The 22,870-nt window shown below is 65.7% G+C and carries 21 protein-coding genes; 9 read left to right on the top strand and 12 right to left on the bottom strand.

From position 1 onward, the window contains the following. Window positions 1-181: 181 nt before the first annotated feature. The 4 genes from PTE31013_RS13475 to ilvB all read right to left on the bottom strand — a co-directional run bounded on the left by PTE31013_RS13475 (window position 182) and on the right by ilvB (window position 4,619). Window positions 182-904, bottom strand: a complete 723-nt coding sequence (locus PTE31013_RS13475; RefSeq protein ID WP_150613291.1) for an amino acid ABC transporter ATP-binding protein — start codon at window positions 902-904, stop codon at window positions 182-184. Then, entirely contained in the window at window positions 888-1,640 is a 753-nt protein-coding gene (locus PTE31013_RS13470; RefSeq protein WP_150613290.1) for an amino acid ABC transporter permease, read from the bottom strand. Before PTE31013_RS13470 ends, PTE31013_RS13475 begins: the two co-directional genes overlap by 17 nt. Before the next feature lie 150 nt (window positions 1,641-1,790). After that, window positions 1,791-2,570 carry a basic amino acid ABC transporter substrate-binding protein gene (locus PTE31013_RS13465; protein WP_150613289.1) on the bottom strand — a complete coding sequence of 260 codons (780 nt, stop codon included), beginning with the start codon at window positions 2,568-2,570 and terminating at the stop codon, window positions 1,791-1,793. 204 nt (window positions 2,571-2,774) lie between these two features. Next, window positions 2,775-4,619, bottom strand: a complete 1,845-nt coding sequence (gene ilvB / locus PTE31013_RS13460; protein ID WP_150613288.1) for a biosynthetic-type acetolactate synthase large subunit — start codon at window positions 4,617-4,619, stop codon at window positions 2,775-2,777. 172 nt (window positions 4,620-4,791) lie between these two features. Between ilvB and PTE31013_RS13455 the strand changes: the two genes are divergently transcribed. The 3 genes from PTE31013_RS13455 (at window position 4,792) to trhA (ending at window position 6,755) form a co-directional block, all read left to right on the top strand. Then, window positions 4,792-5,298: an Lrp/AsnC family transcriptional regulator gene (locus PTE31013_RS13455; protein WP_150613287.1), complete on the top strand. Its 507-nt coding sequence runs from the start codon at window positions 4,792-4,794 to the stop codon at window positions 5,296-5,298. 229 nt (window positions 5,299-5,527) lie between these two features. Continuing rightward, entirely contained in the window at window positions 5,528-6,085 is a 558-nt protein-coding gene (locus PTE31013_RS13450) for a peroxiredoxin (protein WP_150613286.1), read from the top strand. Window positions 6,086-6,113: 28 nt separating this feature from the next. Beyond that, window positions 6,114-6,755, top strand: coding sequence for a PAQR family membrane homeostasis protein TrhA (trhA, locus tag PTE31013_RS13445; RefSeq protein WP_150613285.1), 642 nt, complete (start codon window positions 6,114-6,116; stop codon window positions 6,753-6,755). On the opposite strand, the gene PTE31013_RS13440 is transcribed toward trhA, so the two are convergent. Next, window positions 6,746-8,446: an ATP-binding response regulator gene (locus tag PTE31013_RS13440; RefSeq protein ID WP_150613284.1), complete on the bottom strand. Its 1,701-nt coding sequence runs from the start codon at window positions 8,444-8,446 to the stop codon at window positions 6,746-6,748. The two genes, trhA and PTE31013_RS13440, sit on opposite strands and share 10 nt — an antisense overlap. A gap of 274 nt (window positions 8,447-8,720) precedes the next feature. Between PTE31013_RS13440 and PTE31013_RS13435 the strand changes: the two genes are divergently transcribed. Then, on the top strand, window positions 8,721-10,364 hold the full coding sequence (locus PTE31013_RS13435; RefSeq protein WP_150613379.1) for a methyl-accepting chemotaxis protein: 1,644 nt from the start codon (window positions 8,721-8,723) through the stop codon (window positions 10,362-10,364). Window positions 10,365-10,393: 29 nt separating this feature from the next. On the opposite strand, the gene PTE31013_RS13430 is transcribed toward PTE31013_RS13435, so the two are convergent. After that, window positions 10,394-10,678: an acylphosphatase gene (locus tag PTE31013_RS13430; RefSeq protein ID WP_150613283.1), complete on the bottom strand. Its 285-nt coding sequence runs from the start codon at window positions 10,676-10,678 to the stop codon at window positions 10,394-10,396. A gap of 98 nt (window positions 10,679-10,776) precedes the next feature. Further along, on the bottom strand, window positions 10,777-13,365 hold the full coding sequence (locus PTE31013_RS13425) for a PepSY domain-containing protein (protein ID WP_174978555.1): 2,589 nt from the start codon (window positions 13,363-13,365) through the stop codon (window positions 10,777-10,779). Between the two features lie 356 nt (window positions 13,366-13,721). Here PTE31013_RS13425 and otsB point away from each other — a divergent pair, with 356 nt between their 5' ends. Both otsB and otsA read left to right on the top strand, forming a co-directional pair. Continuing rightward, on the top strand, window positions 13,722-14,543 hold the full coding sequence (otsB, locus tag PTE31013_RS13420) for a trehalose-phosphatase (RefSeq protein ID WP_150613281.1): 822 nt from the start codon (window positions 13,722-13,724) through the stop codon (window positions 14,541-14,543). Continuing rightward, complete coding sequence (gene otsA, locus PTE31013_RS13415; RefSeq protein ID WP_150613280.1) at window positions 14,540-15,961, top strand: alpha,alpha-trehalose-phosphate synthase (UDP-forming); 1,422 nt, start codon at window positions 14,540-14,542, stop codon at window positions 15,959-15,961. The genes otsB and otsA overlap by 4 nt, the downstream gene beginning before the upstream one ends. A gap of 89 nt (window positions 15,962-16,050) precedes the next feature. On the opposite strand, the gene PTE31013_RS13410 is transcribed toward otsA, so the two are convergent. The 5 genes from PTE31013_RS13410 to mltG all read right to left on the bottom strand — a co-directional run bounded on the left by PTE31013_RS13410 (window position 16,051) and on the right by mltG (window position 20,389). Then, window positions 16,051-16,725 (bottom strand): ankyrin repeat domain-containing protein, encoded by a 675-nt coding sequence (locus tag PTE31013_RS13410; protein WP_150613279.1) that lies wholly within the window; start codon window positions 16,723-16,725, stop codon window positions 16,051-16,053. A gap of 84 nt (window positions 16,726-16,809) precedes the next feature. Further along, entirely contained in the window at window positions 16,810-17,592 is a 783-nt protein-coding gene (locus PTE31013_RS13405; protein ID WP_150613278.1) for a TatD family hydrolase, read from the bottom strand. Between the two features lie 29 nt (window positions 17,593-17,621). Then, the gene (gene holB, locus PTE31013_RS13400) at window positions 17,622-18,662 is read right to left on the bottom strand and encodes a DNA polymerase III subunit delta' (protein WP_150613277.1); all 1,041 of its coding nucleotides are present in this window, start codon (window positions 18,660-18,662) and stop codon (window positions 17,622-17,624) included. Window positions 18,663-18,725: 63 nt separating this feature from the next. Continuing rightward, window positions 18,726-19,397 carry a dTMP kinase gene (gene tmk / locus PTE31013_RS13395; RefSeq protein WP_150613276.1) on the bottom strand — a complete coding sequence of 224 codons (672 nt, stop codon included), beginning with the start codon at window positions 19,395-19,397 and terminating at the stop codon, window positions 18,726-18,728. Then, window positions 19,394-20,389 (bottom strand): endolytic transglycosylase MltG, encoded by a 996-nt coding sequence (mltG, locus tag PTE31013_RS13390; RefSeq protein ID WP_150613275.1) that lies wholly within the window; start codon window positions 20,387-20,389, stop codon window positions 19,394-19,396. The genes tmk and mltG overlap by 4 nt, the downstream gene beginning before the upstream one ends. Before the next feature lie 186 nt (window positions 20,390-20,575). On the opposite strand from mltG, the gene ygfZ reads away from it, so the two are divergent. The 3 genes from ygfZ to PTE31013_RS13375 are packed head-to-tail and all read left to right on the top strand — an operon-like array spanning window position 20,576 to window position 22,853. Further along, window positions 20,576-21,691: a CAF17-like 4Fe-4S cluster assembly/insertion protein YgfZ gene (gene ygfZ, locus PTE31013_RS13385; RefSeq protein ID WP_150613274.1), complete on the top strand. Its 1,116-nt coding sequence runs from the start codon at window positions 20,576-20,578 to the stop codon at window positions 21,689-21,691. Between the two features lie 23 nt (window positions 21,692-21,714). Beyond that, window positions 21,715-22,029, top strand: a complete 315-nt coding sequence (locus PTE31013_RS13380; protein ID WP_150613273.1) for a DUF4936 family protein — start codon at window positions 21,715-21,717, stop codon at window positions 22,027-22,029. Beyond that, a complete protein-coding gene (locus tag PTE31013_RS13375; protein ID WP_150613272.1) occupies window positions 22,020-22,853 on the top strand; it encodes an NRDE family protein in 834 nt (277 codons plus the stop codon). The genes PTE31013_RS13380 and PTE31013_RS13375 overlap by 10 nt, the downstream gene beginning before the upstream one ends. Window positions 22,854-22,870 lie beyond the last annotated feature (17 nt).

Raw genomic sequence — 22,870 nt, 5'->3', positions numbered from 1 at the left:
TCGTCGATTGCGGGGCAGGCCTGGACAAAGGTCACTGCCCTGTGAAAAAAACCTGGCTGGGGGCTCAGGGGGCCGGCGGCGCACCGAAGCCGGACGACACTGGCTCTTGGCACGCGTACCCTCGCATTGTAATCAGATGCGGCCCGCGGATACACCTCCGCGAGCATCGCCATGCAGAGAATTACAGGACTTTGCGCAAGAATTCGCGCGTGCGTTCGTGCTTCGGGGCCGAGAAGATCTGTTCCGGCTTGCCCTCTTCCATGATCACGCCCTGATCGATGAACAGGACGCGGTCGGAGACTTCACGGGCAAACCCCATCTCGTGGGTCACGACGACCATCGTCATGCCTTCGTCCGCGAGCGACTTCATGACCTCGAGCACTTCGCCCACCAGTTCCGGATCGAGCGCCGAGGTCGGCTCGTCGAACAGCATGACCTTTGGCTGCATCGCGAGCGCGCGGGCAATCGCCACGCGCTGCTGCTGTCCGCCCGAGAGCTGGTTCGGAAAGGCGTCGATCTTGTCGATCAGGCCCACCTTGCGCAGCAGTTGCTCGGCAATGGTCACGGCCGCGCCACGCTTGATGCCGTTGACCTGCATCGGCGCGAGAACCAGGTTCTCGAGCACCGTCATGTGGGGAAACAGGTTAAAGCGCTGGAACACCATGCCCACGCTCGCGCGCATGGCATTCATGTCCGTCTTCGGGTCCTCTACATGGAAGCCGTTGACGAGCACTTGCCCGCCACTCACGTCTTCCAGGCCATTCAGACAGCGCAGAAAGGTGCTCTTGCCCGAGCCCGACGGCCCGATCACGCATACCACTTCGCTCTCTTCGATGCGGCACGAAATGCCGCGCAGTACGTGCGCCTCGCCGTACTGCTTCTGCAGGTTATTGACGACGATCACCTTTGCCGTACCTCGATTCCAGATGTTGAACAAATGCCGACAGCACCAGCGTGATCGCCCAATAGATAAGCGAAATCGTCAGATACGGCTCCCAGTAGCGAGCGTACGCCCCCGACACGGTGCGCGCGGCATACGCCAGTTCCGCCAAACCGATCGCCGACGCCAGCGACGAATCCTTCACGATCGCAATGGCGTTGTTGCCCAGCGGCGGCAGCATACGCCGGAATGCCTGCGGCAGCACGACCTTGCGCAGCGTCTGCATGTAGGTCATGCCCAGCGAGCGCGCCGCCTCGGCCTGGCCGCGATCGATCGACTGGATTCCCGCGCGGAAAATTTCGGACACGTAGGCCCCCGCGTTCAGCGAAATGGCCAGCACGGCCGACATGAAGGCGCCGTATTGCGAGCGGATCTCCCGCGCGAGCTCGCCACTCACGATCCACCCATCCGACGGGTTGATCAACACCGGCATCAGCGCGAAGTGAATCAGCAGGATCTGGACGAACAGCGGCGTGCCGCGGAAAAAGCTGACGTAGAAGCGCACCGGGTATTGCACCCCGTAGCGCAGGAAATACTTGTAGAAGCCGTGACGCGCTTCGGCCAGACGGCCGACGCCGAGCACGAGCCCAAGTAACGTGCCGGCGATCACGCAGATCACCGTGCACTTGAGCGTCATCAGCGTGCCCTCGACGAACAGGGGCATGTATTCGCTGATGATGTTCCACTGGAACCCACCCATGAAGCACCTTTCTCACAAAATGAAACGAACCGGCGGGCCGGCGGAAAAACGCTCGCGGCCCGGGGGTTGACGTCGAGACTCGACGATCAGCTCACGGGCCGCGAGTGGCCAGATATCTGGCGCGCGTGGCGCGAATCTTACACGCGTTGCTTACTGTTGCGGCAGCGACGGCACGTCGGTGTCGAACCACTGCTTGTAGATCTTGGCGTAGGTGCCGTCGGCCACGATCTTCTTCAGGCCGGTGTTGATCTTGTCGAGCGCGACCTTGTTGCCCTTCTTCACGGCGATGCCGAAGTACTGGCGCTTGAACTTGTTGTCGTAGACCAGCTTGAACGGCTTTTCCGGATGGCTCTTGATGTAGAACTTGATGACGCCCACATCGCCGACGGCGGCGTCCACGCCCCCGCGATACAGCTCTTCGAGCATCAGCGGCGTGTTGTCGAAGCGGCGGATCGCGGTGCTCGCGCGGCCCAGTTCTTCGGACACGGAGATGTCACCGGTGCTGGCGTTGACCACACCGACCTGAAGCTTCTTCAGATCGGCCAACCCGGCGATCTTGGCGCCCGGCGCGGTGATGATGACCTGGTCGGCAGGGAAGTACGGGGCCGAGAAGTCGACCATTTCACGTCGTTTGTCGGTAATGGTGATGCCGGAAATGATGATGTCGCGATCGCCTTGGTCGAGCGTGGCGAAGATGCCTTCCCACGGCGTGCTGACCAGCTTCACGTTGAATCCGCTTGCCTTGCCAATCGCCTTGATGATGTCGACGTCGAAGCCGACCAGTTCCTTCTGCGGCGTTTCGAACTCGAACGGACGGTACGTACCGCCCGCGCCCACGGTGTAGGTGGGGTCGGCGGCCTGTGCGGCCGGCAACGCGGCGAAGGTCGTCAGAAAACAGGCGGCGGCCAGCACGAGGCGCTTCGTCAACATGTTGATTTCCTTGGCGAGAATTCTTGAAAGAGCGCAATGATACTCCTCGCTGTCTCCGAAACGAAAAAAAGCCGCCGCCTCCGCCCGGGTCGTTGCGATCTCGCGACGCGCAGCGTCATTCCCACTCCATGAGAATGACAGCGCAACGCGAGGGGGTGCCCGTTGCCGCCCCCTCTGACGGGTCTCGCTTACTTGTCTCGCGCGTCAGAACGCGCCCGCCGCGATGGGGCTGGCCGTCTGGCCAGGACCAAAGACCATGTCGCGATACGACTTGCCTGCGGGAATCATCGGATACACGTCGTCCTCGCGGGCGACGAGGACGTCCAGCAGATACGGCTCGCTCGGGTCTTCGAGCATGCGCGCAAGCGCGGCGGGTAATTCGTCCGCCCGGGTCACGCGTGCGCCGGCCACGCCATACCCCGCCGCAATCGTGACGAAGTCGGGATACGGACGCCCGTCGTTGCCGCCATTCGGCGCGTTCGGGTCGACCAGCGATGACGCGACGCGATTACGCGCATAGATCATGTCTTGCCATTGCCGGACCATGCCCAGCCACTGGTTGTTGATAACCAGTACCTTCACGCCCAGCCCGTAGCGGCGGCACGTCGACAGTTCATTCACCGACATGTTCAGACTGCCGTCGCCGTCGATGTCGACGACCGGGACGTCCGGCAACGCCACTTTGGCGCCGATGGCCGCGGGCAGGCCGAAGCCCATCGTGCCGAACCCCGCGCTGGACAGGAACGTGCGCGGCTCGCGAAGTCGCAGGTGCTGCATCGCCCACATCTGATGCTGCCCAACGCCCGTGGTCACCACCGCTCGTGGCGGCAGCAGCGCGGCGAGCGCCGTGATGACATCGACACCCGTGAGCGCGTGCGCGCCGCCGGCATCGGTGGCACCATCGGCGTGCGCGTCGGCCTGCCGAGGCGCACGCAGCGGATGTTCCTCACGCCGCTCGCACAGGTAAGCGTGCCAATCCGGCACGTCGCGACGCGACGCGTGCGCCAGCAAACCGGCGAAGGCGTCTCGCAGGTCCGCATGCACGCCGAGCGCGACGGGTTTGTTCTTGCCGATTTCGGCGGCGTCAACATCGATATGGACGATCGTGGCATGCCGCGCGAACGAGGCCGGATCGCCGATCACCCGGTCGTCGAATCGCACGCCGAGCGCCAGCACGAGGTCGGCCTCGTTGACCGCGACGTTGGCCGCGTAAGCGCCATGCATCCCGAGCGGGCCGAGCAACAACGGATGCTCGTCCGGCATGGCGCCCAGGCCCATCATCGTAAGCGCCACCGGGCAATCGAGCGCTTCGGCGAGTGCCACGAGTTGCGCGCCGGTCCCCGAAGCGATGACGCCACCCCCGGCGTAGATCACCGGACGCTCGCTTCGGGCCAACAAGGCGGCGATTCGCTGGGCCGTTTCGTCGCTCATGCCGGCCGGCGCCGGCGCCGTGAAGCGCTTGTCGGTCGGCTGATCGGGTCGCGCCTGCTGAATGTCCTTCGGGAAATCGAGCAAGACGGGACCCGGTCGCCCCGCCAGTGCGCATGCAGCCGCTTCGCGCAACGCGGCGGGAATGTCTCTCGCCTCGCGAACCTGTCGGGCGAGCTTCGTGACCGGCTTGGTGATGGCGACGATATCCACTTCCTGGAAGGCGTTCTTGCCAAGCCAATGCGTGGCGACGTTGCCGGTGATGGCGAGCACCGGCACGGAATCGCTTGCGGCATCGGCAATGCCCGTGACGAGATTCGTCGCGCCGGGGCCTGACGTCGCCAGGCAAACGCCCAGCTTGCCGGTGGCGCGGGCATAGCCCTGCGCCCCGAAGACCGCCCCCTGCTCGTGCTCGGTCCGTACCAGTGTGATCGCCACGCGCGAAAGCGCGTCGAGCATTTCGAGGTTCGCGCCGCCTGGATAGCAGAACACCGTGTCCACGCCAATCTCGACCAAGGTGCGCGCAATGAGGTCTGCGCCCTTGGCCGACAACGGAGCAACAGGCTGGGCGACGGCACCGGTCGCGGTTTCGGCGGCGGAGAGAGTCAGGTCGAGTTTCATGGTTACGTAGATTCCTGCCGGGTCCAGTGAATCAGGACGGGTTGTGGCGGCCAATTGGCCTAATGAGAACCAAGCTTACGGGGATCGGCCGGTAAATGCTTCGCGTATCGTTGACAAAACCCCATCGATTTCACATGATTCATTCATATTCAGACATACAAGAGAATAAATCATGCAACTTGACGAATTCGACGAGAGAATCCTCGCACTACTCCAGGAGGACGCCTCGCTCTCGGCCGCCCAAATCGGTGAGCGCATCGGCCTGTCACAGTCGCAGTGCTGGCGCCGCATCGACCGGCTCGACGCCGACGGGGTGATCGAGCGACGCGTTGCGCTCGTCGATCGCAAGAAGGTCGGACTGAACGTGATGCTGTTCGCCCACGTGAAACTGGCCGGACACAACCGCAACGCGCTGCCCGAGTTCTCAAAGGCGATTCAGGAATTTCCGGAAGTGCTCGAATGCCACGTGCTCATGGGCAATGTCGACTTTCTGCTGCGCATCGTCACCCGCGATGTCGAGGCCTATGAGCGTTTCTTCTTCGAGCGACTCTCGCAATTGCCGATGGTGCAGGAGGTCAACTCGATGATTGCCCTCTCGCAGATCAAGTCGACGACCGTCCTGCCTATCGGGAACGATCAGGAACGATCAGTAACGGCAAGGAGCGCTCAGGAGCGGTAATGCCCTGTAGGGAACGGCAAGGCAGCGGTCGTCCGCGCGAGCCCGCCTGCTCGGCCTCGAACGCTTCATGACACTATGGTGACCGAATCGTGTCACGAATTCCGCGGTAGACGGCCGTCTGCCTTGCCCATGGGGCTGCGGCCTTGACGGCACAGGCGAAGGATATCCGCCACGTTGGACACTGCCTTCGCGAGCCTCTATGCTTAAGCATTCACTCCAGGAGTCCTGCATGAAACGTTGGTTCGGAATCGCTGCTACTGCCGCTATTGTCGGCGTGACGGCCTGGTGCTTCATCCCCGCACACGCCGCACTGAAGAACGGCACCCCTGCCCCCAATTTTTCTGCCCAAGCCTCGCTTGGCGGCAAGGTCTTCACGTTCTCGCTGGCCGACGCGCTCCGCAAGGGCCCCGTCGTGCTGTACTTCTACCCGGCGGCGTTCACCGAGGGTTGCACGATCGAAGCGCACGACTTCGCGGAAGCCACCGACAAGTTCAAGGCGATGGGCGCGACGGTCATCGGCGTCTCGCACGACAACATCGACACGCTCAACAAGTTCTCCGTGTCCGAGTGCCGCAGCAAATTTGCCGTGGCGGCCGATACCGACCAGCGCATCATGCGCGCCTACGACGCCGTGCTCACGCTCAAACCCGACTATGCCAATCGCGTCTCCTACGTCATTGCGCCCGACGGCAAGGTGATCTACAGCTACGTGAGCCTCGATCCGGACAAGCACGTTACCAACACGATGGAAGCCGTTCGCAAGTGGCGTGACGCGCATCCGTCGTGATCGAGGCGTCATCACAACAGGAGGCGCCATGAAAGCGACCGGACGTGCCCAGACGCGCGGCGAAGAACTTGCCAATAGCGCCAGCCATGGCATTGCCTGCATGGCGGCTCTCGCCGCGACGCCGGCCCTGTTCACGGTGGCTCGCCCACCATTGGCCACCACGGTGCAGGAGATCGGCATTGGCGTATTCGCCATCACGATGGTGGTCGTCTACCTGGCATCCGCGCTGTATCACGGCTTGCCCGACGGCCGCGCGAAACGGCTGTTCATGCGCGTCGATCATTGCGCTATCTTTCTCTTCATTGCCGGGACATACACGCCCTTTACCGTCAGGATCCTTCATGACCCGTGGGGCTGGCCGCTGCTCACCGGTGTGTGGGCGATGGCCATTGCGGGGCTGATCGCGAAGGGACTCGGCCTGCTCGACCGGCCGATCGTCTCTACCCTGCTCTACGTTGGACTCGGCTGGGTTGCCGTACTGGTCGCCGGCCCGGTGCTCGCCGCCATCCCGGGCCCTGGCGCAGACTGGCTGTATGCGGGCGGCGTCGCCTACACGGTCGGGGCCCTCTTCTACTCGCTCGACGGCCATATCAAGTTCGGTCATCTGGTCTGGCATCTGTTCGCCATTGGCGGCACGGCCTGTCACTTTCTCGCCGTCTGCTACGTCTGATCGTCCGGCGCGATCCGGCTGGCCGCCAGCGTCTCGGCGAGCCGGTCGCATCGCGACGTCAACGCCGGATCGCCGAACATCCGGCACGCGCCGCGCATGCGATGCAGCAAGGCCTGTGCCGCTTCGATATCCTCCGCGCGACGTGAGGCCATCAGGCGCCGAAAGCGCGCAAGATCCTTGGCCATTTCCTCGCGCATGACACGCCGCGCGTAAGGATCGTCCTGCAGCGGCGGCCGTGCCGCCTTCGGCGGCTTCCCCGCAACGGACGGCGCATCGCGTTCGCTCCCTGCGCAAGGCCACCGCACGGCCAGCGTCTGGGCCAGGCGCTGGCGCGACACCGGCTTCGTCAGCACGCCATCAATACCGGCCTCGCTAGCGGCCCGCGCGCCGACCACCGACCCTGTCACCGCGAACACCACGGGCGCCGGGCGGCCGAGCACCGGTGCCAGCGCGCGAAGCGTCTTCGCCAGCGTCAGGCCGCATGCCCCGCCAAGCTGCACATCCGTGAGCACGACATCGACTTCGTGCGACGCCCATCGCAGTAACGCGCCGGTCAGATCGCCCGCATGCTCGACGATGCACCCGAGCGCGGTCAACTGATCGGCGAGGATCGCGCGATTCATGACATGGTCGTCCACCACCAGCGCATGCAACCCGGGACGCACGTCGACGTGTACGACCGGCACCGCCGGCAGCGATGCGGGCGGCGAAGACGCCGCCGAGGCAAGCGCCCCGGGCGCCCCCGGCGACGCAGCGCCGGCCACGCCGGACGACGGTGCGGCGCCGGGCCTCGCGAAAGGCACCGATAACCGAAAGCGCGCCCCCGTCGTCGCTGGCTCCACGGCGAGCGACCCGCCCATGCGCCGCGCCCATTGCTGGGCGATCCACAGCCCCAGTCCTGTGCCGGGTACCGAGCGGTCTGCGCGGGCAAACGCCGCGAACACCGCGTTTTCCATGCCCGCCGGGATGCCCGGCCCGGTGTCGCTGACGTGAAGCGTCAGTTGCCCCGCAACGACTTCGCGCCGCGGCCCCGGCACAGACGGCCCGCCCTTCGCTGCGGCACACGCCGAGGTGGCGCTCCACGACGCCTTGACCGCCACACCGCCGCAGACGGTATATTTCAGCGCGTTGTCCAGCAGCGTTCGCAGGATCTGGCGCAAGCGAGCGGCGTCCCCCCAGATCATGACGGGCACATCCGCCGGGACCTGGCATTCCAGCACCAGCCCTTTGACCTGTGCCGCCCCGGCGAACGCGTCAACCTCCGCATCCAGGCAGGCGCGCACCTCGAAGACGGTCTCTCGAAGCGGGAGTTCCGTGACGTCGTTCTGCCCCAGTTGCAGCACGTCGTCCACGGCACTGGCGACCACGCCCAGCATGTTGCGCATGGCGCCGAGTCGTTCCCGTGGCGCCATCGCCCCCGACTCGCCACCCAGGTCGCCTGCGTCCCTCCCCATGTCGCCCACATCGCCGAGGCTGCCCTGCACGCCCCACAGTGCATCGAGATGCCCTTGCAGCACCTGCAAAGGGGCCCGCAACTCGTGCACCAATGCCAATCGAAAGGTACTGGCGGCCCATGGGCCGTCGCGGCCCCATCCCTCCGGCCCGCTTGGCGTTGCCGCGTGCGACCCGTCAGAGGCGTACCCTCCGACATCGCGGCCGCCGCGCGGGAAATTGAATTTGTCGAGATTCATCGCGTCGTTGACGCCGCATCACGATTCGCGCGGTTTGGCGTACTGAAGAAGCCGTAGGAGTCTTCAAGTCTGGCCGTTTGCAAGGCGTTTGCGACTGCGCAAATTCCGATCTTATTGTGCGGACGCCGCACTTTCGGAATCGCCAGAGCCAAACGGCTCAAGTTCTGCCTCTCATTTGCCGATAATCTCAATGCCACGTTCTGGAGACCCCGACGGGCAGCAAGGCCGCGCGCGCGTTGACGCTGCGGCCCGGGCATTCAAACTCTCGATCCCTATGTACAAGAACATGACGATTCGGGCCAGCCTGACGCTGGTCCTCGGTTTGCTTGGCGCACTGCTCGTCCTCGTCAGCGTTCTGGGCCTCCAGGCGCTCGGGTCCAGCAATACCTCCCTAAGCCTGATGGCCACGCAAGACACCCCCGCCCTGGCCGAACTCAAGGGAACCGGGGAACAGATTCTGCGGACCCGCCTGTCCATGGCGACTTATGCGTCGTATGGGATGCTGGGCGTCGCCCCGGACGAATCGGAAAAAGTCCTCAAGCGAGGCATCCAATACATCGCTGCGTCCGACGCGCTGTGGAGCGATTATCTGAAACGTCCCAAGGAAGATGCGCACGAAGCGGAGTTGGCCAAGTCGGCCGACACCAAGCGCCGCGCCTTTTTCGATCAGGTCGTCACGCCTGCGCTCAACGCCCTGAAGCAAGGCGACGTGGCAGGCTTCCACCAGATTCAGGCACGCGTTGCGCCACCGGCCTATGCCGCGCTCGATGCGGCCATGCGCGAGTTGCAGGAGATTCAAATCGCGCGGCAAACAGCCCGCTTCGACGCGGCGCAGCACCGCTACAACGTCATGCGCATCGCCCTGGGGGCAACCCTGGCCGTCGCGCTGCTCCTCGCGCTGTGGGGCCGCGCCATGCTCGCGCGCGCCGTACTGCGTCCGATCCGCGACGTCATCTCGCATTTCGAGCGGATGGCCGCCGGCGATCTGAGCCAGCGCGTCGAGCAACGCACGCGTAACGAGATGGGCCAACTGTTCGGCGCCCTCGGCCGGATGCGCGACGGCCTCGCCAGCACGGTCGGCACCGTGCGCGAGAGCACGGAAGCGATTCACGCGAACGCCCACGAGATTGCCGAGGGCAACGCCAATCTGTCTCAGCGCACCGAAGCCCAGGCGTCGTCGCTGGAGCAAACGGCGGCGAGCATGGAAGAGCTGACGGCCGTCGTCAAGCAAAATGCCGAGAACGCCCGGGCGGCCAGCCAACTTGCCGTCACGGCCTCGGAGACCGCATCGCGCGGTGGCGACGTCGTGCAGGAGGTCGTGACGACCATGCGCGACATCGCCGAAGCGTCGCAAAAGGTCACCGATATCCTGACGGTCATCGACGGCATCGCCTTCCAAACGAACATCCTGGCGCTGAACGCCGCCGTCGAAGCGGCCCGCGCCGGCGAGCAGGGGCGCGGCTTTGCCGTGGTGGCAGGCGAAGTCCGCACGCTGGCGCAGCGCAGCGCAGCGGCGGCCAAGGAAATCAAGGGATTGATCGAGGTCTCGGGCAACCGGGTCGAGACCGGCACCCGTCTGGTCGAGCGCGCGGGCGAGACGATGGTGGATGTCGTGCAGTCAGTCAAACGCGTGACCGACATCATGGGGGAAATCTCGGCGGCCAGCGTCGAGCAGTCGAACGGTATCGAGCAGGTCAACCGGGCGGTCACGCAAATGGACGAAATGACGCAGCAGAACGCCGCGCTCGTGGAAGAAGCCTCCGCCGCCGCTGCGGCGCTCGAAGCGCAGGCCGTGCGCCTGCGCGAAGCGGTCGCGCTGTTCCACCTGTCGGCCCGCGAAGCCAATCGCTCGACCGCGATGCGCGAGGACGACACGCCGCTCGACACCCCTTCCGGCAGGCTGGCGCTCGCCGCCTGAGGCCGGGGACGGACAATCAAGCCGGCGGATCAAATGCTCGCGCGCTGCTCGAAGCCTTTGATCGGCGAATCTGCAACCCAGGCCTTGTCGACGTCGCAAGACAAGACCTGCGCGTCCGGCGGCCCCTCGCGCATCCATTCGCACAACGCGAGCAACTGATCGGCTTCCCCCTGTGCGATGGCCTCGACCGTGCCGTCGCGCCGGTTGCGCACCCAACCGCGGAGCCCGATGCGGCGCGCCTCGTCCACGCACGCGGCGCGATAGCCGACGCCCTGCACCAGCCCATGCACTACGATCTGCCAGGTTGCCGTCATGACCCCTCCTACGGTGGTGGACGATTTGCAAGCCAGCGGAGAGCGGGCCCGATCGAGATCGAGCCCTGTCACTACGTTAGCACACCACCGGGGCACCGCTAATAGACGTCGCGCCGGTAACGACCCTGCGCCGACAGGTCAAGCAGGGCGTCCGTCCCGATCGCCTCGGCCAGCGCGGCATCCACCGCAGGCGCCATGCCGGAGAGGCTGCCGCACACATAGATCGACGCCCCCCGCGCCACCCAGGCCGCGATGTCCCGCGCCGCTTCGCGCACCCGATCCTGCACATAGCGGCCCGGCGTCTGGTCGCGCGAATACACACGGTCGAGGCGCACCATGCCGCCCTGCGCTTGCCACGCGCGCAACGTCGCGTCGTAAAAGCTGTCGTGCGCCGCCTGGCGCTCACCGAAGATCAGCCAGTTGCGCTGCTGCCCCTGTGCCACGCGCTCGGCAAGGTGCGCGCGCAGTCCGGCCAACCCCGTACCGTTGCCGATCAGGATCATGCCGCGCGCCGTTGCCGGACCGTGGAAACCGGGATTCGCACGCACACGCATCACCACGCGTTCGCCCAACGCCGCGCCCTCGGTAAGCCAGCCGGACCCCAGGCCCAGCGTGCCATCGTGATGGCGGATCTGGCGCACCAACAACATCAGTTGCCCCTCGTCGCCGGCCGAGGCGATCGAATACTCACGCACAGGCAACGGCGCCAGACGCGCCAGCCAATCCCGCAGATCGACCCCCGCCCGCGGCGCGGCACTGGGTAAGACGCGATCGCGCAACGCGTCGCCCAGCGTCGTCTCGCGCTCGCCAACGCGCACCGCCACATTGCACGCCCAGACGCTTCCCGAAAGGAAAGTCCCAACGCGCGCGGCCGTGTGGCGTGGCCGTACCTCGACCAGATCGCCCGCCACCCATCGGGCACCCGGCGGCGGCCTGAATGCCAGGTGATAGGCAGGCAAACCGATGCTGCCGGGATTGAGCAGGTCGCGTTCCACGAGCGTCCATGATTGGAAATGGGGGCCATCCTGGGGCTTCGTCACCGTCAGCGGATGGCCGAGCCATTCCCCCAGCCGTTCTTGCCAGCATGCCCAAGCGCCCGGATCGCCGCGGTCGACTTCGATGGGATCGAACGCGGCCACGCCCCCCTGCGCGCGCAGCCATCCATCGAGCTTGCGGCCGAATCCGCAGAATCGGTCGTAATGACTGTCCCCCAACGAGAGCATGGCGAAACGCAATGCTGGCAAGGCCATCGCCTGATTCATCAATTGCTGCGCAAAACGGCGTGCGCTGTCGGGGGGCTCGCCATCACCGAACGTGCTGACAATGAACAGCGCTCGCCTGGCCGCGCCGAGTTGCCCCTGGCCGATGCACGCCAGCGGCTGGATCTGCGCCGGGACGCCCGCGCCCTCGAGCATGCCGGCCGTCTGCCATGCGAGGCCTTCGGCCACGCCACTTTGGCTCGCGTAGCCGATCAGCACCCCGTCCTGCGCGCACGCATCCCGCGCATCCGCCGGCGGGCCATGCCTAGCGCCGATCGGGCGCGACGCCGCCAGCGAACGTTTCTTCTTGCGACGGTCGAGATAAAGCATCCAGCCCGTGACGAAGAACACCGGCATCATCAGGCTCGAGAGCATCATGACGACGACGCCGGCCTGCCCGAAGAAGCTGCCGCGATGCAACGCGTAGATGCTCGTCATCAGTTGCCCCCCCGTCGTCTTGCGGGCATACCGGTCTTCGTTGCGAATCGCGCCGGATGCCGCATCGACCTCCATGCGGCTGAATGCCCGCTCGTGCGGCGCCGATGTATCGAGCCACGTCACCTGCAGCGGCCCACCGGGCTTCTGCGCCGGACGCCAATACACCTTCGTGTAGTCCGGCACTTGCTCGGTGAAGCTGCGCCAGGCGGTGGCCATCTCGTTTGCCGTCGTCGCGGCCAGATCCGGCAGCGCGGCTCGCTTGCCCGCCCCCTGCATACCCCGCGTCGGCAACGTGGCCGGCTTATTGCGCACTGGCTGCGCTACGCCCGCGATCGAAAACAGCATGCCGCGCCACCAGTCGTACGACCAGTAAAGGCCCGTGGTCGCCGAAAGCAGATACGGCACCAGCACTACCGTGCCGATCACCGCGTGCAGGTTCCACAGGAACGGCCGCCCCCGCTTCTTGAGATCGATATGAAACCACGCGCGCCAGTTGCCGATCCGGCGCGGCCAACGCAGGTACAGGCCGCTGAGTGCCAGCACGAACAGCAGCAACGTGGCCGCCGCCGTGATCTGCTTGCCGACGCCGTCGACCGTCAGGAAACGGTGAACGTCCATGATGAACCGGAAGACGGCGTCAGCCTGCGAGCGGCCAAGCATCCGCCCGCTGTAGGGATCGACGAAATAGGTCTCGCCGCGCGGCCCGTCGCCCACGGACAGGCGCACACCGACGGCGTCTTGCGGCGTGTGTGTCACCGTCATGAGCAGGACGCGCCGGTCGGGTGCCGCCTCATGGACCCGCGCGAGCAACTCGGGAATGGGCAGCGGCGGCGTGTCGCGCACAGCCACGGTCATCACGCCCCGGCTGAAGGCCCGTGTGAGCGCGTCATCATAGGAAAGCATCGCGCCGGTCAGGCCGACGACCGCCAGCACCAGCCCGGCGCTAATGCCGAAGGCCCAATGCAACTGAAACCAGAGTCTTTTCATCATCGTTATCATCCGGCGCACATCGGTTCGCCGGGACTGGCGCGTGCGCGGCAGGGATGCCGTGCCGCCATCGCCGATGGCGCACTTTACGGCAATTGTTGAATGTTATTGCAAACGATTCTCATATTCAAAATCAACTTTACTTTCGAAGCCTTGTAGGCGTCGTCCGACAGACATTTCATAGAAAGGACGACTCCCTGTCGCTTTTTGAGCGGTTACGATGTAGGTATCCGCGCAGATGTCCGCGTTCCCGCCCACTGAACCGCCGCAAGTCACCTCTCGTCTACCCTCCCCCCAGCGCCCGCCGCTCGGCCCCGGTTATGACTTATCGACCTGCGGCACGATAGCGACGGAGTGTCATGCAACCCCTAGCGCCTTCCCCGCCCGCCCCACGGAACACGACACCGGCCGACACTTGCGACGTTGATGTCGCCACGGTCGCCTTCTTTTTCGACCTCGATGGCACGCTGGCGCCGATCGCGGCGCGTCCCGATGCCGTCAGGCTGCCGGGCGACACGGCCAGCGTGCTCGCCAGCCTGTTCCAGCGAACATGTGGCGCGATCGCGGTCGTCTCCGGACGCGCCATCGACGATATCGACGGCCTGCTCGCCCCATTGCGCGTTCCCGCCGCCGGCCTGCACGGCGCCGAGATCCGGCACGCCGACGGCGAACTCGTGCGCACCGAGGGCCACGCCGCCGACACGGAACGCATTGCGGCGATGATCGCGCCGCTGCACGCGCTCGTTGCCCAGCACCCTGGCCTATTATTGGAGAACAAGGGCAGCGCGCTCGCCCTGCACTACCGTGGCGCGCCCGAACTGGCGAGCGTTGCCCGCGACACCATGTGCACCCTGGCCGAATTGCATGCCGAGCGCTTCGTGCTGCAACCCGGCAAGCTGGTCTTCGAGCTACGCCCTCGCCACGTCAGCAAAGGCCGCGCCATCACCACCCTGCTCAGTGAGGCCCCGTTCGCCGGACGAACGCCACTCTTTGCGGGCGATGACCTCACCGATGAGGCCGGGTTTGCCGACGTCAACGCACTGGGCGGCATCACGATCAAGATCGGCGACGGCCAGACGTGTGCCCGCCACCGGCTGCCCTCGCCGGAGGCCCTCACGGCGTGGCTGCTGACGTTGCACGACGCCCGCCCGCCGCAGTCCTCAAAGGAGAATGGCGCATGAGTCGCTTGGTCATCGTATCGAATCGGGTCGCTCCCATTACCGAGGGCAAGCCGACCGCTGGCGGACTGGCGATCGGCGTGTACGAAGCGCTCAAGGACACCGGGGGCCTGTGGTTCGGCTGGAACGGTGAAATCGATGCCACGCCGGCCACTTCGCCCGAGATCGCTCATCGCAACAACGTCACGTTCGCGACCGTGCCGCTTACGCGCCGCGACTACAACACCTACTACCGTGGCTTTTCGAACGCGACCCTGTGGCCGACGTTCCACTATCGCGACGACCTCACGCGGTACCAGCGCGACGATTACAATGGCTACCGCCACGTCAATGCGCGCTTTGCCGCGCTGCTCGCGCCGTTGCTCGAGCACGACGACCTCGTCTGGGTGCACGACTACCATCTGCTGCCGTTCGCGCAGGCCTGCCGGCAGATCGGCGTGCAGCAGCGACTCGGCTTCTTCCTGCATATTCCGTTCCCCTCGCCGCAGGTGCTCATGACTGTGCCACCGCACGAAGCCCTGGTACGCGCGATGTGCGAGTACGATCTCGTCGGCTTTCAGACGGAGACCGACCGCACGGCCTTCACCGACTACCTCGTGCGGCACGCCGGGGCCACGCTGCACGACGACGGCACCGTCACGGCCTTCGGCCGCACCCTGCGCACCGGCGTCTACCCGATTGGCGTCTATCCCGACGAGATTGCGCAGCAGGCTACCGCGCGTGCGACGGTCAAGCACATCCTCGACCTGAAGCAGGGGCTGCAGGAGCGCAAGCTCATCATGAGCGTCGATCGTCTGGACTATTCGAAGGGGATGCTCGAACGCTTTCGCGGCTTCGAGCGTTTGCTCGAACTATGGCCGAATCAGCAAGGGACCGTGAGTTTCGTCCAGGTGGCGCCGCCCAGCCGCTCGGACGTCGCGGGCTACGGGGAAATTCGCCGCCAGTTGGAAGCCGAGGCGGGTCATATCAACGGCCGCTTCTCGGATCTGGCCTGGACGCCGCTTCGCTATATCAACAAGCGCTATGATCACGAAGTGTTGATGTCGTTCTTCCGGGCATCGCAGGTAGGCTATGTCACGCCGCTGCGCGACGGCATGAATCTCGTGGCGAAGGAGTATGTGGCGTCGCAGGACCCGGAGGATCCGGGCGTGTTGGTGCTGTCGTGCTTTGCGGGCGCCGCTCAGGAACTGGACGGCGCGCTGATCGTAAACCCCTACGACATCGACAGCATGGCCGACGCGCTGCGCACGGCGCTGAACATGTCACCGTCCGAGCGCCAGGCGCGCCATGCCAGCATGATGGCAACGCTGCGCGAGCACAATCTGTCGACGTGGCGCAACCGCTTCATCGCCGACCTGTGCGCCCCAGCGAGCGCTGTCGAACCCGATGCGTTGCTGTGTACGCAACCGGCAGCCGCCTGAGTGGATGAGCGGGCCGGAAGGCGTCGGCGCGCCGCACGACGCGCCGGCGCGACCGGCCGGGCGCCTGCCGCGACGCGCAGCAGGCCGGGTTACTTGCCGGCCGGACGCGATTGCTGCACCTGCGCCAGACGCTTTTGCAGACCGTCCGCGATTTCCTTCTGGTTGGCCTGCCTGGCGAAGTCGATGGCCGTCATGCCGATCTGGTTCTTCAGCCGGACATCCGCGCCGCCATCGAGCAGCACCTTGCACGTGGTGATGTGACCGCCGCGCGCGGCCATCATGAGCGGCGTGGTCCCGTTGGGCGACTCGGCGTCGACGTAGGCCGACGCGTCCAGCAGGATCTGCACGATGTCGTCATGCCCGTTGGTCGCGGCGTAATGCAGCGGCGCCCAGCCCTTCTTGTTGACTTCGGCCTCCTTGTCGATCAGCAGCTTGACCATCGGCGTGAGACCTTGCAGCGACGCGATCATCATCGCGTTCTCTCCCGCCGCGTTGGTCGCATCCAGATCCGTACGCTTGTCGTCGATGAGCAGGCGCGCAACGTCCACCGACTTTTCGCGCATGGCGATCACCAGCAGCGGATTGCCCTTCTCGTCCGTCGAATTCGGGTCGACGCCCGCCTTGAGCGCTTGGGCAATGGCCTTCGTGTCGTTGAAGACGACCGCCTTGACCAGGGCGCTGTTGGACGTGGCCGCCGTGGCGCACGCCGTCAGACAAAGCACGCTAAGCAGCATCCAGGCTCGGATCATCGAAAATTTGCGCATCGGGGGCTCCTGTCGGTAGTCCGGTGAATAACGAAAAGGCAGTTGGGTCAATCGGGGCGTTCGGCGTCGAACGAGGCGCACGGATCAGGGCTTTGCCGTGGCAAACAGGCGGAAGAAGTTTTCCGTCGTCGCCTCGGCAATCTTCTGCAGCGGCTCGCCGCGCAGGTCTGCGATAAATTCGGCCACATGGCGCACATAGCCTGGCTGATTGAGCTTGCCGCGATACGGCACGGGGGCGAGGTACGGCGAATCCGTCTCGATCAGCATGCGCTCGAGCGGCACGCGCCGCGCCACGTCCTGCAAATCCCGGGCGCTCTTGAACGTGACGATGCCGGAAAACGAGATATAGAAGTTCTGATCGAGCGCCCCCTGTGCGACGTCCCAGCTTTCGGTGAAGCAGTGCATCACGCCGGCGGGCTCGCCCGCGTGCTCTTCGCGCATGAGGCGCAGCGTATCCTCGGCGGCCGCGCGCGTGTGAATGATGAGCGGCTTGCCCGTGGCGCGCGCGGCACGAATATGCGTGCGAAAGCGCTCGCGCTGCCACGCCATGTCCTCGATGCTGCGGCCTTCGAGCCGATAGTAGTCGAGGCCGGTTTCGCCGATCGCCACCACTTTCGGGTGAGCGGCCAGATGCACGAGATCGTCGACGCTCGGCTCCGGTGTGTCCTCGTAATCGGGATGGACCCCCACCGAGGCGTACACGTTATCGTACTTTGCCGCGATGTCCAGCACTTGCGGCAGCGTGGGCAGGTCGACCGAGACACACAGCGCGTGACTCACCTGGTTCTCACGCATGCGGGCGAGCAAGTCGGGCATCTGCTCGGCCAACTCCGGGAAATTGATATGACAGTGCGAATCGATGAACATGATGTGCGATCGGTAGCCGGTGCCCTGCATCAAAGCGACGCCGGCCCACCGAACAACTGTTGGTATTGCAGGAAAAGCGCCTCGAGCAGCACGCGGGTATTGAGCGGGTGATTCTGCACCTGGCGCTGCTGCGCCAGCTCACGCAGGAAGCCGAGCAGGCGCACGTCGTCCGTCGCGTCACCGCAACGGCGAAGCGCCTGCTCGTGCGCCGGGAAAAAACGCACGGTGCCGGCCATGCGCTCGGCGAGCACATCGAAGCACCAGCGTTGCAGCGTTTCAAGAATGCCGGGCAGATTGCCCTTGTGCAGTTGCTCGGCACAGGCGAAGGCATCAATGACCGCCCCCTGCGCCAACTGTCCGAGCAGCCAGTCGCGCCAAGTACGCTCGCCCGGCTCGGCCAGCGCGCGGGCGGCCAGCGGCGCCCCGCCCGTTTCGGCCAGTACCGCAGCGGCGGTGGCAGCGTCGAGTCCCGCATCGCTCATCAACCACTGCGTCGCCTGCGCGTGGTCCGGCCGGGTCAGCACCACACGACGGCAACGCGACAGAATCGTCGGCAGCAGACGATCCGGCTGTGTCGTCACCAGCAGGAAAATCACGCCCTCGGGCGGCTCTTCGAGCGTCTTGAGCAGAGCGTTCGCCGCATGCACGTTGAGTGTCTCGGCCGGATAGAGCAGCACCACGCGTCGCCCCTGACGGTGCGACCCCAGGCTCGCGAAGTCGATCACCTCGCGCACCTGCTCGATCTTGATTTCCTTGCTCGGCGTCTTGGTCTTCTTGTCGCCATCGGCTTCCGCACGCGCCTCGGCGCCGGGCAGACTGTCGGCCAATGCCTCCGGGCAGATTGCGCGGAAATCGGGGTGGTTGCCGCTGGCGAACCACTGGCACGCACCGCACGTGCCGCATGGCAGATAATCGTCGCGCAGCGATTCGCATAGCAGCCCCTGCGCGAACGTGCGGGCAAGCGCCAGCTCGCCGATGCCGGGCACGGCCTGCAACAGCAGCGCGTGCGGCATCTGGGCGCGCAGGTCGTTAAGGCGTTTCCAGTCCTGTGACTGCCAGGGATACAGCATGTGGGCTCCTTGGCCGGTAGATGCGTCGGTCGAACCAGCGGATTATCGAGGGATTATCGCGCGTCAGCGCGGTCCGTGCCCGGGCACACCCAGACGGGCGAACACGCCCGCGAGTTCTCCGGCAATGGCGTCGATGCTTTGCGCGGCGTCGATCACGACGAATCGCCCGGCCGCAGCCTTGGCGCGACGCAGGTACTCGTCTCGCACGCGCGTGAAAAACGCCGTCGATTCGCGCTCGAACTTGTCCGGCGCCCGGGCGCCCGCCAGCCGCGCAGCGGCAATCGCCGGATCAAGATCGAACAGAATCGTGAGGTCGGGTTGACGCGTGCCCTGTACCCACTGCTCCAGAATCGTCAACTTCTCGCGCGACAGCCCCCGGCCGCCGCCCTGATAGGCAAACGTCGCATCGGTGAAGCGATCGGAGACGACCCAGTCGCCGCGCGCGAGCGCAGGTTCGATCACCTTCGCCAGATGCTCCCGGCGCCCGGCAAACATCAGCAGCGCCTCGGTCTCGAGGTCCATCGGCGCATCGAGCACAAGCTTGCGCAGCGCCTCGCCCAACGGCGTACCGCCCGGCTCGCGTGTGGCGACGACACTGCGCCCCACGGTGGCAAGGCCTTGACGCAGCGTGTCGACAAAAGCGTTGACGTGCGTGCTCTTGCCAGCGCCGTCGATGCCCTCGAACGTCACGAACTTACCCGGCACCGCGGCCGGCGCCTCGGGGGAATGCGTCATTGCTCACCTCGCTGATATTTGTCCACGGCGCGATTGTGCTCCTGGAGGTTCGTCGAGAAATGGCTTGTGCCGTCGCCACGCGCCACGAAGTACAGTGCGTCCGTCGGCGCGGGATTCAGCGCCGCGGCAAGCGACGCCACGCCCGGCAGGGCGATCGGCGTCGGCGGCAGTCCGGCGCGGGTATAGGTGTTGTAGGGCGTATCCGTTTGCAAGTCGCGCTTGCGCAAGCGCCCCGCATACAGGTCCCCCATGCCGTAGATCACCGTGGGATCGGTCTGCAGCAGCATGCGCTTGCGCAACCGATTGACGAACACGGCCGCGACCTGGCCACGCTCGACCGCCTGCCCCGTTTCCTTCTCGACGAGCGATGCCATGATAAGCGCCTCGTACGGCGTCGTGTAAGGCAATCCTGGGGCACGCGCGGCCCACGCTTCATCCAGGCGCTTCTGCATCAGCCGATAGGCCCGCTTGTAAATGTCGATGTCGCTGGTGCCTTTCGGAAACAGGTAGGTGTCGGGGAAGAACATCCCCTCGGCCTGCGCACGATCGGCGCCCACGAGCTGCATCAGGTCCGCATCGGGAAGCCCGGCGGTGTCATGCCGCAACGCTGGGTTCGCGTCCAGTTCGGCACGCATCTTCTTGAAGGTCCAGCCTTCGATGATGGTCACCACATACTGGTTGACGTCACCGCGCGCGAGCTTTTCCATCACCTCGAACGCCGTGATGCCAGTCGCAAACTCGTAGTTGCCCGATTTGAGCTTGGTCCCCACGTCCATGACGCGGGCAAGCAGATTGAACAGCAGCGGGTGCACCGGCACCCCGCCCGTGCGTAATTGCGCGGCCACGCTGCGCACCGAGCTGTAGGGCTTGATCGTGACGTCGAGCGTTGGCTTGCTCAACTGCAAGGGGGCTTGCGCCCAGTAATAGAAGGCGCCGCCCGCCACGAGCGCAGCGACAAGCAACAGTACGAACAGGCGTTTGATGACAGACATGAATTGCAGGTAAGCCGTCGGATCACGGCAGCGGGTTCGGGGGACTCGGTCAGCCGGACTGGCGTGGCGACGACGGCGTCGAGAGGCGCGTTTTGCGCGTCGAACCCGGCTCGCACGTTCTGGCGGAAGACCCAATATAATACTTTGACTTGCCGAACCCTCACAGATTGACAGGCACCCCTATTTATGACCTCCCAATGGCGTGATCTCCTGCCGCAAGCGGCAGCCGTGGCTTCCCCCGATGTTTCGTCCGACGCGAGCGCACGCGCCGCGCAGTTCCACGCCCTGCAAACCGGCAGCTTCGTCTCGCTCGCGAGCGACACGGGCCTGATCGCCGTGAGCGGCGCCGACGCGGCCGCCTTCCTGCACGGCCAACTGACCAACGACGTCGAGCGTCTCGCTCCCGCACAGGCTCGCCTGGCAGGCTACTGCTCGGCCAAGGGGCGCCTGCTCGCCACCTTCCTGATGTGGCGCGACGCGTCTGCCGACGCCACGATCTATCTAGCGTGCGATGCCGCTGTTCAGGCTGCCGTGCAGAAACGTCTGTCAATGTTCGTCCTGCGGGCCAAGGCCAAGCTGACGGACGCGGCGGCCACGCACGTGCTGCTGCAGGCTGGTGGCCCGGCGGCGGAGGCCGTTCTCGCGAACACGTTCGGCGTGCTGCCCGTCGCGCCGCTCGCCGTTGCCCACGCCACGCTCGGCGACGCCTCGACCAGCGTGATCCGTCTGCCCGCCGCCGGCACGGCGCGCTCGCTCTCGCGCTTCCTGTGGAGCGTACCTGCGGCGAACGCCGCCGAGATCTGGGCCTTGCTGACGCAAGCCCCCGGGCTGGTGGCCGTCGACCCGGCCCTGGCGGCGTGGCTGGATGTGCACAGCGGCGTGGCGCGTGTTACGACCGCGACGCAGGAACAGTTCGTTCCGCAGATGGTGAACTGGGAAGTCGTTGGCGGCGTGAATTTCCGCAAAGGATGCTATCCAGGACAGGAAGTCGTCGCGCGCAGTCAATATCGCGGCACCATCAAACGGCGCCTGCATCTGGCCCATGTGAACGGCGCGCAACCCGCACCGGGTCAGGAACTCATCGAGGCGAGCGACCCTGGGCAGCCGTGCGGCATGGTCGTGCAAGCCGCGCCGGCACCGAATGGCGGCTACGACGTACTCATCGAAGTGAAGCTCGCCGCGCGCGAAGCCGACGACGTGCGGCTGGGCACCGCCGATGGCCCCGCACTGGTCTTCGCTGAACTGCCGTACGAGATCGTCGACCCGACGGAACCGCCCGCGTCGTCTGCGGTGGCGTCCTGATTCGGCCGCCCCCGCAACGGACGATGGACTGTTACGTCTACTATCGCGTCTCGTCGCACAACGCTGGCGCCGCCCGCCTCGCCGTCGCACGGCTCTTCGCGTTGACGGCGACGCGCTTCGGCGTCAGCGGGCGTCTGCAATGGCGCGACAACGCTTCCGCCCGCGACACCGCCGCCGGCACCACGACCTGGATGGAGCGCTACGATGGTGTTGGCCATGCGTTCGTCGCGGCGCTGACCCCGTTGGCCGTCGAGTCCGGCTTGACGGCGCTCATTGATGGCGAGCGGCACGCCGAGTGCTTTGTGGACGTTGTCGACGCCCCGCCGGCATGTGCCTGATCGTCTTCTCCTGGCAGCCTGACGCCGCCACGCCGCTGGTCCTGCTGGCCAATCGCGATGAATTCTTCGAGCGTCCTGCCGAGCCGCTGCACTGGTGGCGAGACCGCCCGGACGTCCTCGCCGGCCGCGATTTACGCGGCGGCGGTACGTGGATGGGCATCAATCGCGCAGGACGCTTCAGTGCACTCACAAACTTCCGCGACGGCCGCGCACCGATGGCACCGAAAGACGCGCCGTCACGCGGCCTGCTGGTCTCGGCCATGCTGGACGCGACATCGTTCGACGACGATCTGATCCGCATCGAACGGCATGCGCACGAGTACGCCGGGTTCAATCTTCTCGCGGGCGACCTGCCGGCGGGCAAGTTGTTCTGGCTCGGCAATCGCGCCCATCATGTCGGTGGCACCGCGCCCGCCCCGTTCGCCATGCCGCTCGCCCAGGCCATCGCGCCCGGCGTCCACGGCCTGTCCAACGCCGTGCTCGACACGCCGTGGCCGAAGCTGGTCAGCCGTCGCGAGGCATTCATCCACGCGCTCACTCATGATGCCGACGACGCCAGCCTGCTGCGGATCATGCGCGACGCCGCCGAAGCCCCCGACAGCGCCTTGCCCGAGACGGGCGTCTCACGCACCTGGGAACGCTCGCTATCGGCGGCGTTCATCGCGTCGGCCGCCTATGGAACCCGATGCACGACCTTGCTTCGCTACCATCGTGACGGCACGGTCGACATGACCGAAGTCACCGTGACACCAGGCCAGGCGCCTGAGATCTTGTCCGGCCGCCGCAATTTCACCTTCGCCACCCATCGCGCACTCGCTCGATAGCGCCCGCCGTCGGCGCT

This window comes from Pandoraea terrigena (genome assembly GCF_902459705.1).
Lineage (GTDB): Bacteria > Pseudomonadota > Gammaproteobacteria > Burkholderiales > Burkholderiaceae > Pandoraea > Pandoraea terrigena.
The sequence above is the reverse complement of the archived record's forward strand: the minus strand, read 5'-3'. Positions and strand labels throughout refer to the sequence as shown.

What these genes read in the sequence shown, in the direction of transcription:
- PTE31013_RS13470 (WP_150613290.1), bottom strand. Translation starts at nt 1,640, where the DNA reads ATGGGTGGGTTCCAGTGGAACATCATCAGCGAATACATGCCCCTGTTC.
- PTE31013_RS13465 (WP_150613289.1), bottom strand. Translation starts at nt 2,570, where the DNA reads ATGTTGACGAAGCGCCTCGTGCTGGCCGCCGCCTGTTTTCTGACGACC.
- ilvB (WP_150613288.1), bottom strand. Translation starts at nt 4,619, where the DNA reads ATGAAACTCGACCTGACTCTCTCCGCCGCCGAAACCGCGACCGGTGCC.
- PTE31013_RS13455 (WP_150613287.1), top strand. Translation starts at nt 4,792, where the DNA reads ATGCAACTTGACGAATTCGACGAGAGAATCCTCGCACTACTCCAGGAG.
- PTE31013_RS13450 (WP_150613286.1), top strand. Translation starts at nt 5,528, where the DNA reads ATGAAACGTTGGTTCGGAATCGCTGCTACTGCCGCTATTGTCGGCGTG.
- trhA (WP_150613285.1), top strand. Translation starts at nt 6,114, where the DNA reads ATGAAAGCGACCGGACGTGCCCAGACGCGCGGCGAAGAACTTGCCAAT.
- PTE31013_RS13440 (WP_150613284.1), bottom strand. Translation starts at nt 8,446, where the DNA reads ATGAATCTCGACAAATTCAATTTCCCGCGCGGCGGCCGCGATGTCGGA.
- PTE31013_RS13435 (WP_150613379.1), top strand. Translation starts at nt 8,721, where the DNA reads ATGTACAAGAACATGACGATTCGGGCCAGCCTGACGCTGGTCCTCGGT.
- PTE31013_RS13430 (WP_150613283.1), bottom strand. Translation starts at nt 10,678, where the DNA reads ATGACGGCAACCTGGCAGATCGTAGTGCATGGGCTGGTGCAGGGCGTC.
- PTE31013_RS13425 (WP_174978555.1), bottom strand. Translation starts at nt 13,365, where the DNA reads ATGATGAAAAGACTCTGGTTTCAGTTGCATTGGGCCTTCGGCATTAGC.
- otsB (WP_150613281.1), top strand. Translation starts at nt 13,722, where the DNA reads ATGCAACCCCTAGCGCCTTCCCCGCCCGCCCCACGGAACACGACACCG.
- otsA (WP_150613280.1), top strand. Translation starts at nt 14,540, where the DNA reads ATGAGTCGCTTGGTCATCGTATCGAATCGGGTCGCTCCCATTACCGAG.
- PTE31013_RS13410 (WP_150613279.1), bottom strand. Translation starts at nt 16,725, where the DNA reads ATGCGCAAATTTTCGATGATCCGAGCCTGGATGCTGCTTAGCGTGCTT.
- PTE31013_RS13405 (WP_150613278.1), bottom strand. Translation starts at nt 17,592, where the DNA reads ATGTTCATCGATTCGCACTGTCATATCAATTTCCCGGAGTTGGCCGAG.
- holB (WP_150613277.1), bottom strand. Translation starts at nt 18,662, where the DNA reads ATGCTGTATCCCTGGCAGTCACAGGACTGGAAACGCCTTAACGACCTG.
- tmk (WP_150613276.1), bottom strand. Translation starts at nt 19,397, where the DNA reads ATGACGCATTCCCCCGAGGCGCCGGCCGCGGTGCCGGGTAAGTTCGTG.
- mltG (WP_150613275.1), bottom strand. Translation starts at nt 20,389, where the DNA reads ATGTCTGTCATCAAACGCCTGTTCGTACTGTTGCTTGTCGCTGCGCTC.
- ygfZ (WP_150613274.1), top strand. Translation starts at nt 20,576, where the DNA reads ATGACCTCCCAATGGCGTGATCTCCTGCCGCAAGCGGCAGCCGTGGCT.
- PTE31013_RS13380 (WP_150613273.1), top strand. Translation starts at nt 21,715, where the DNA reads ATGGACTGTTACGTCTACTATCGCGTCTCGTCGCACAACGCTGGCGCC.
- PTE31013_RS13375 (WP_150613272.1), top strand. Translation starts at nt 22,020, where the DNA reads ATGTGCCTGATCGTCTTCTCCTGGCAGCCTGACGCCGCCACGCCGCTG.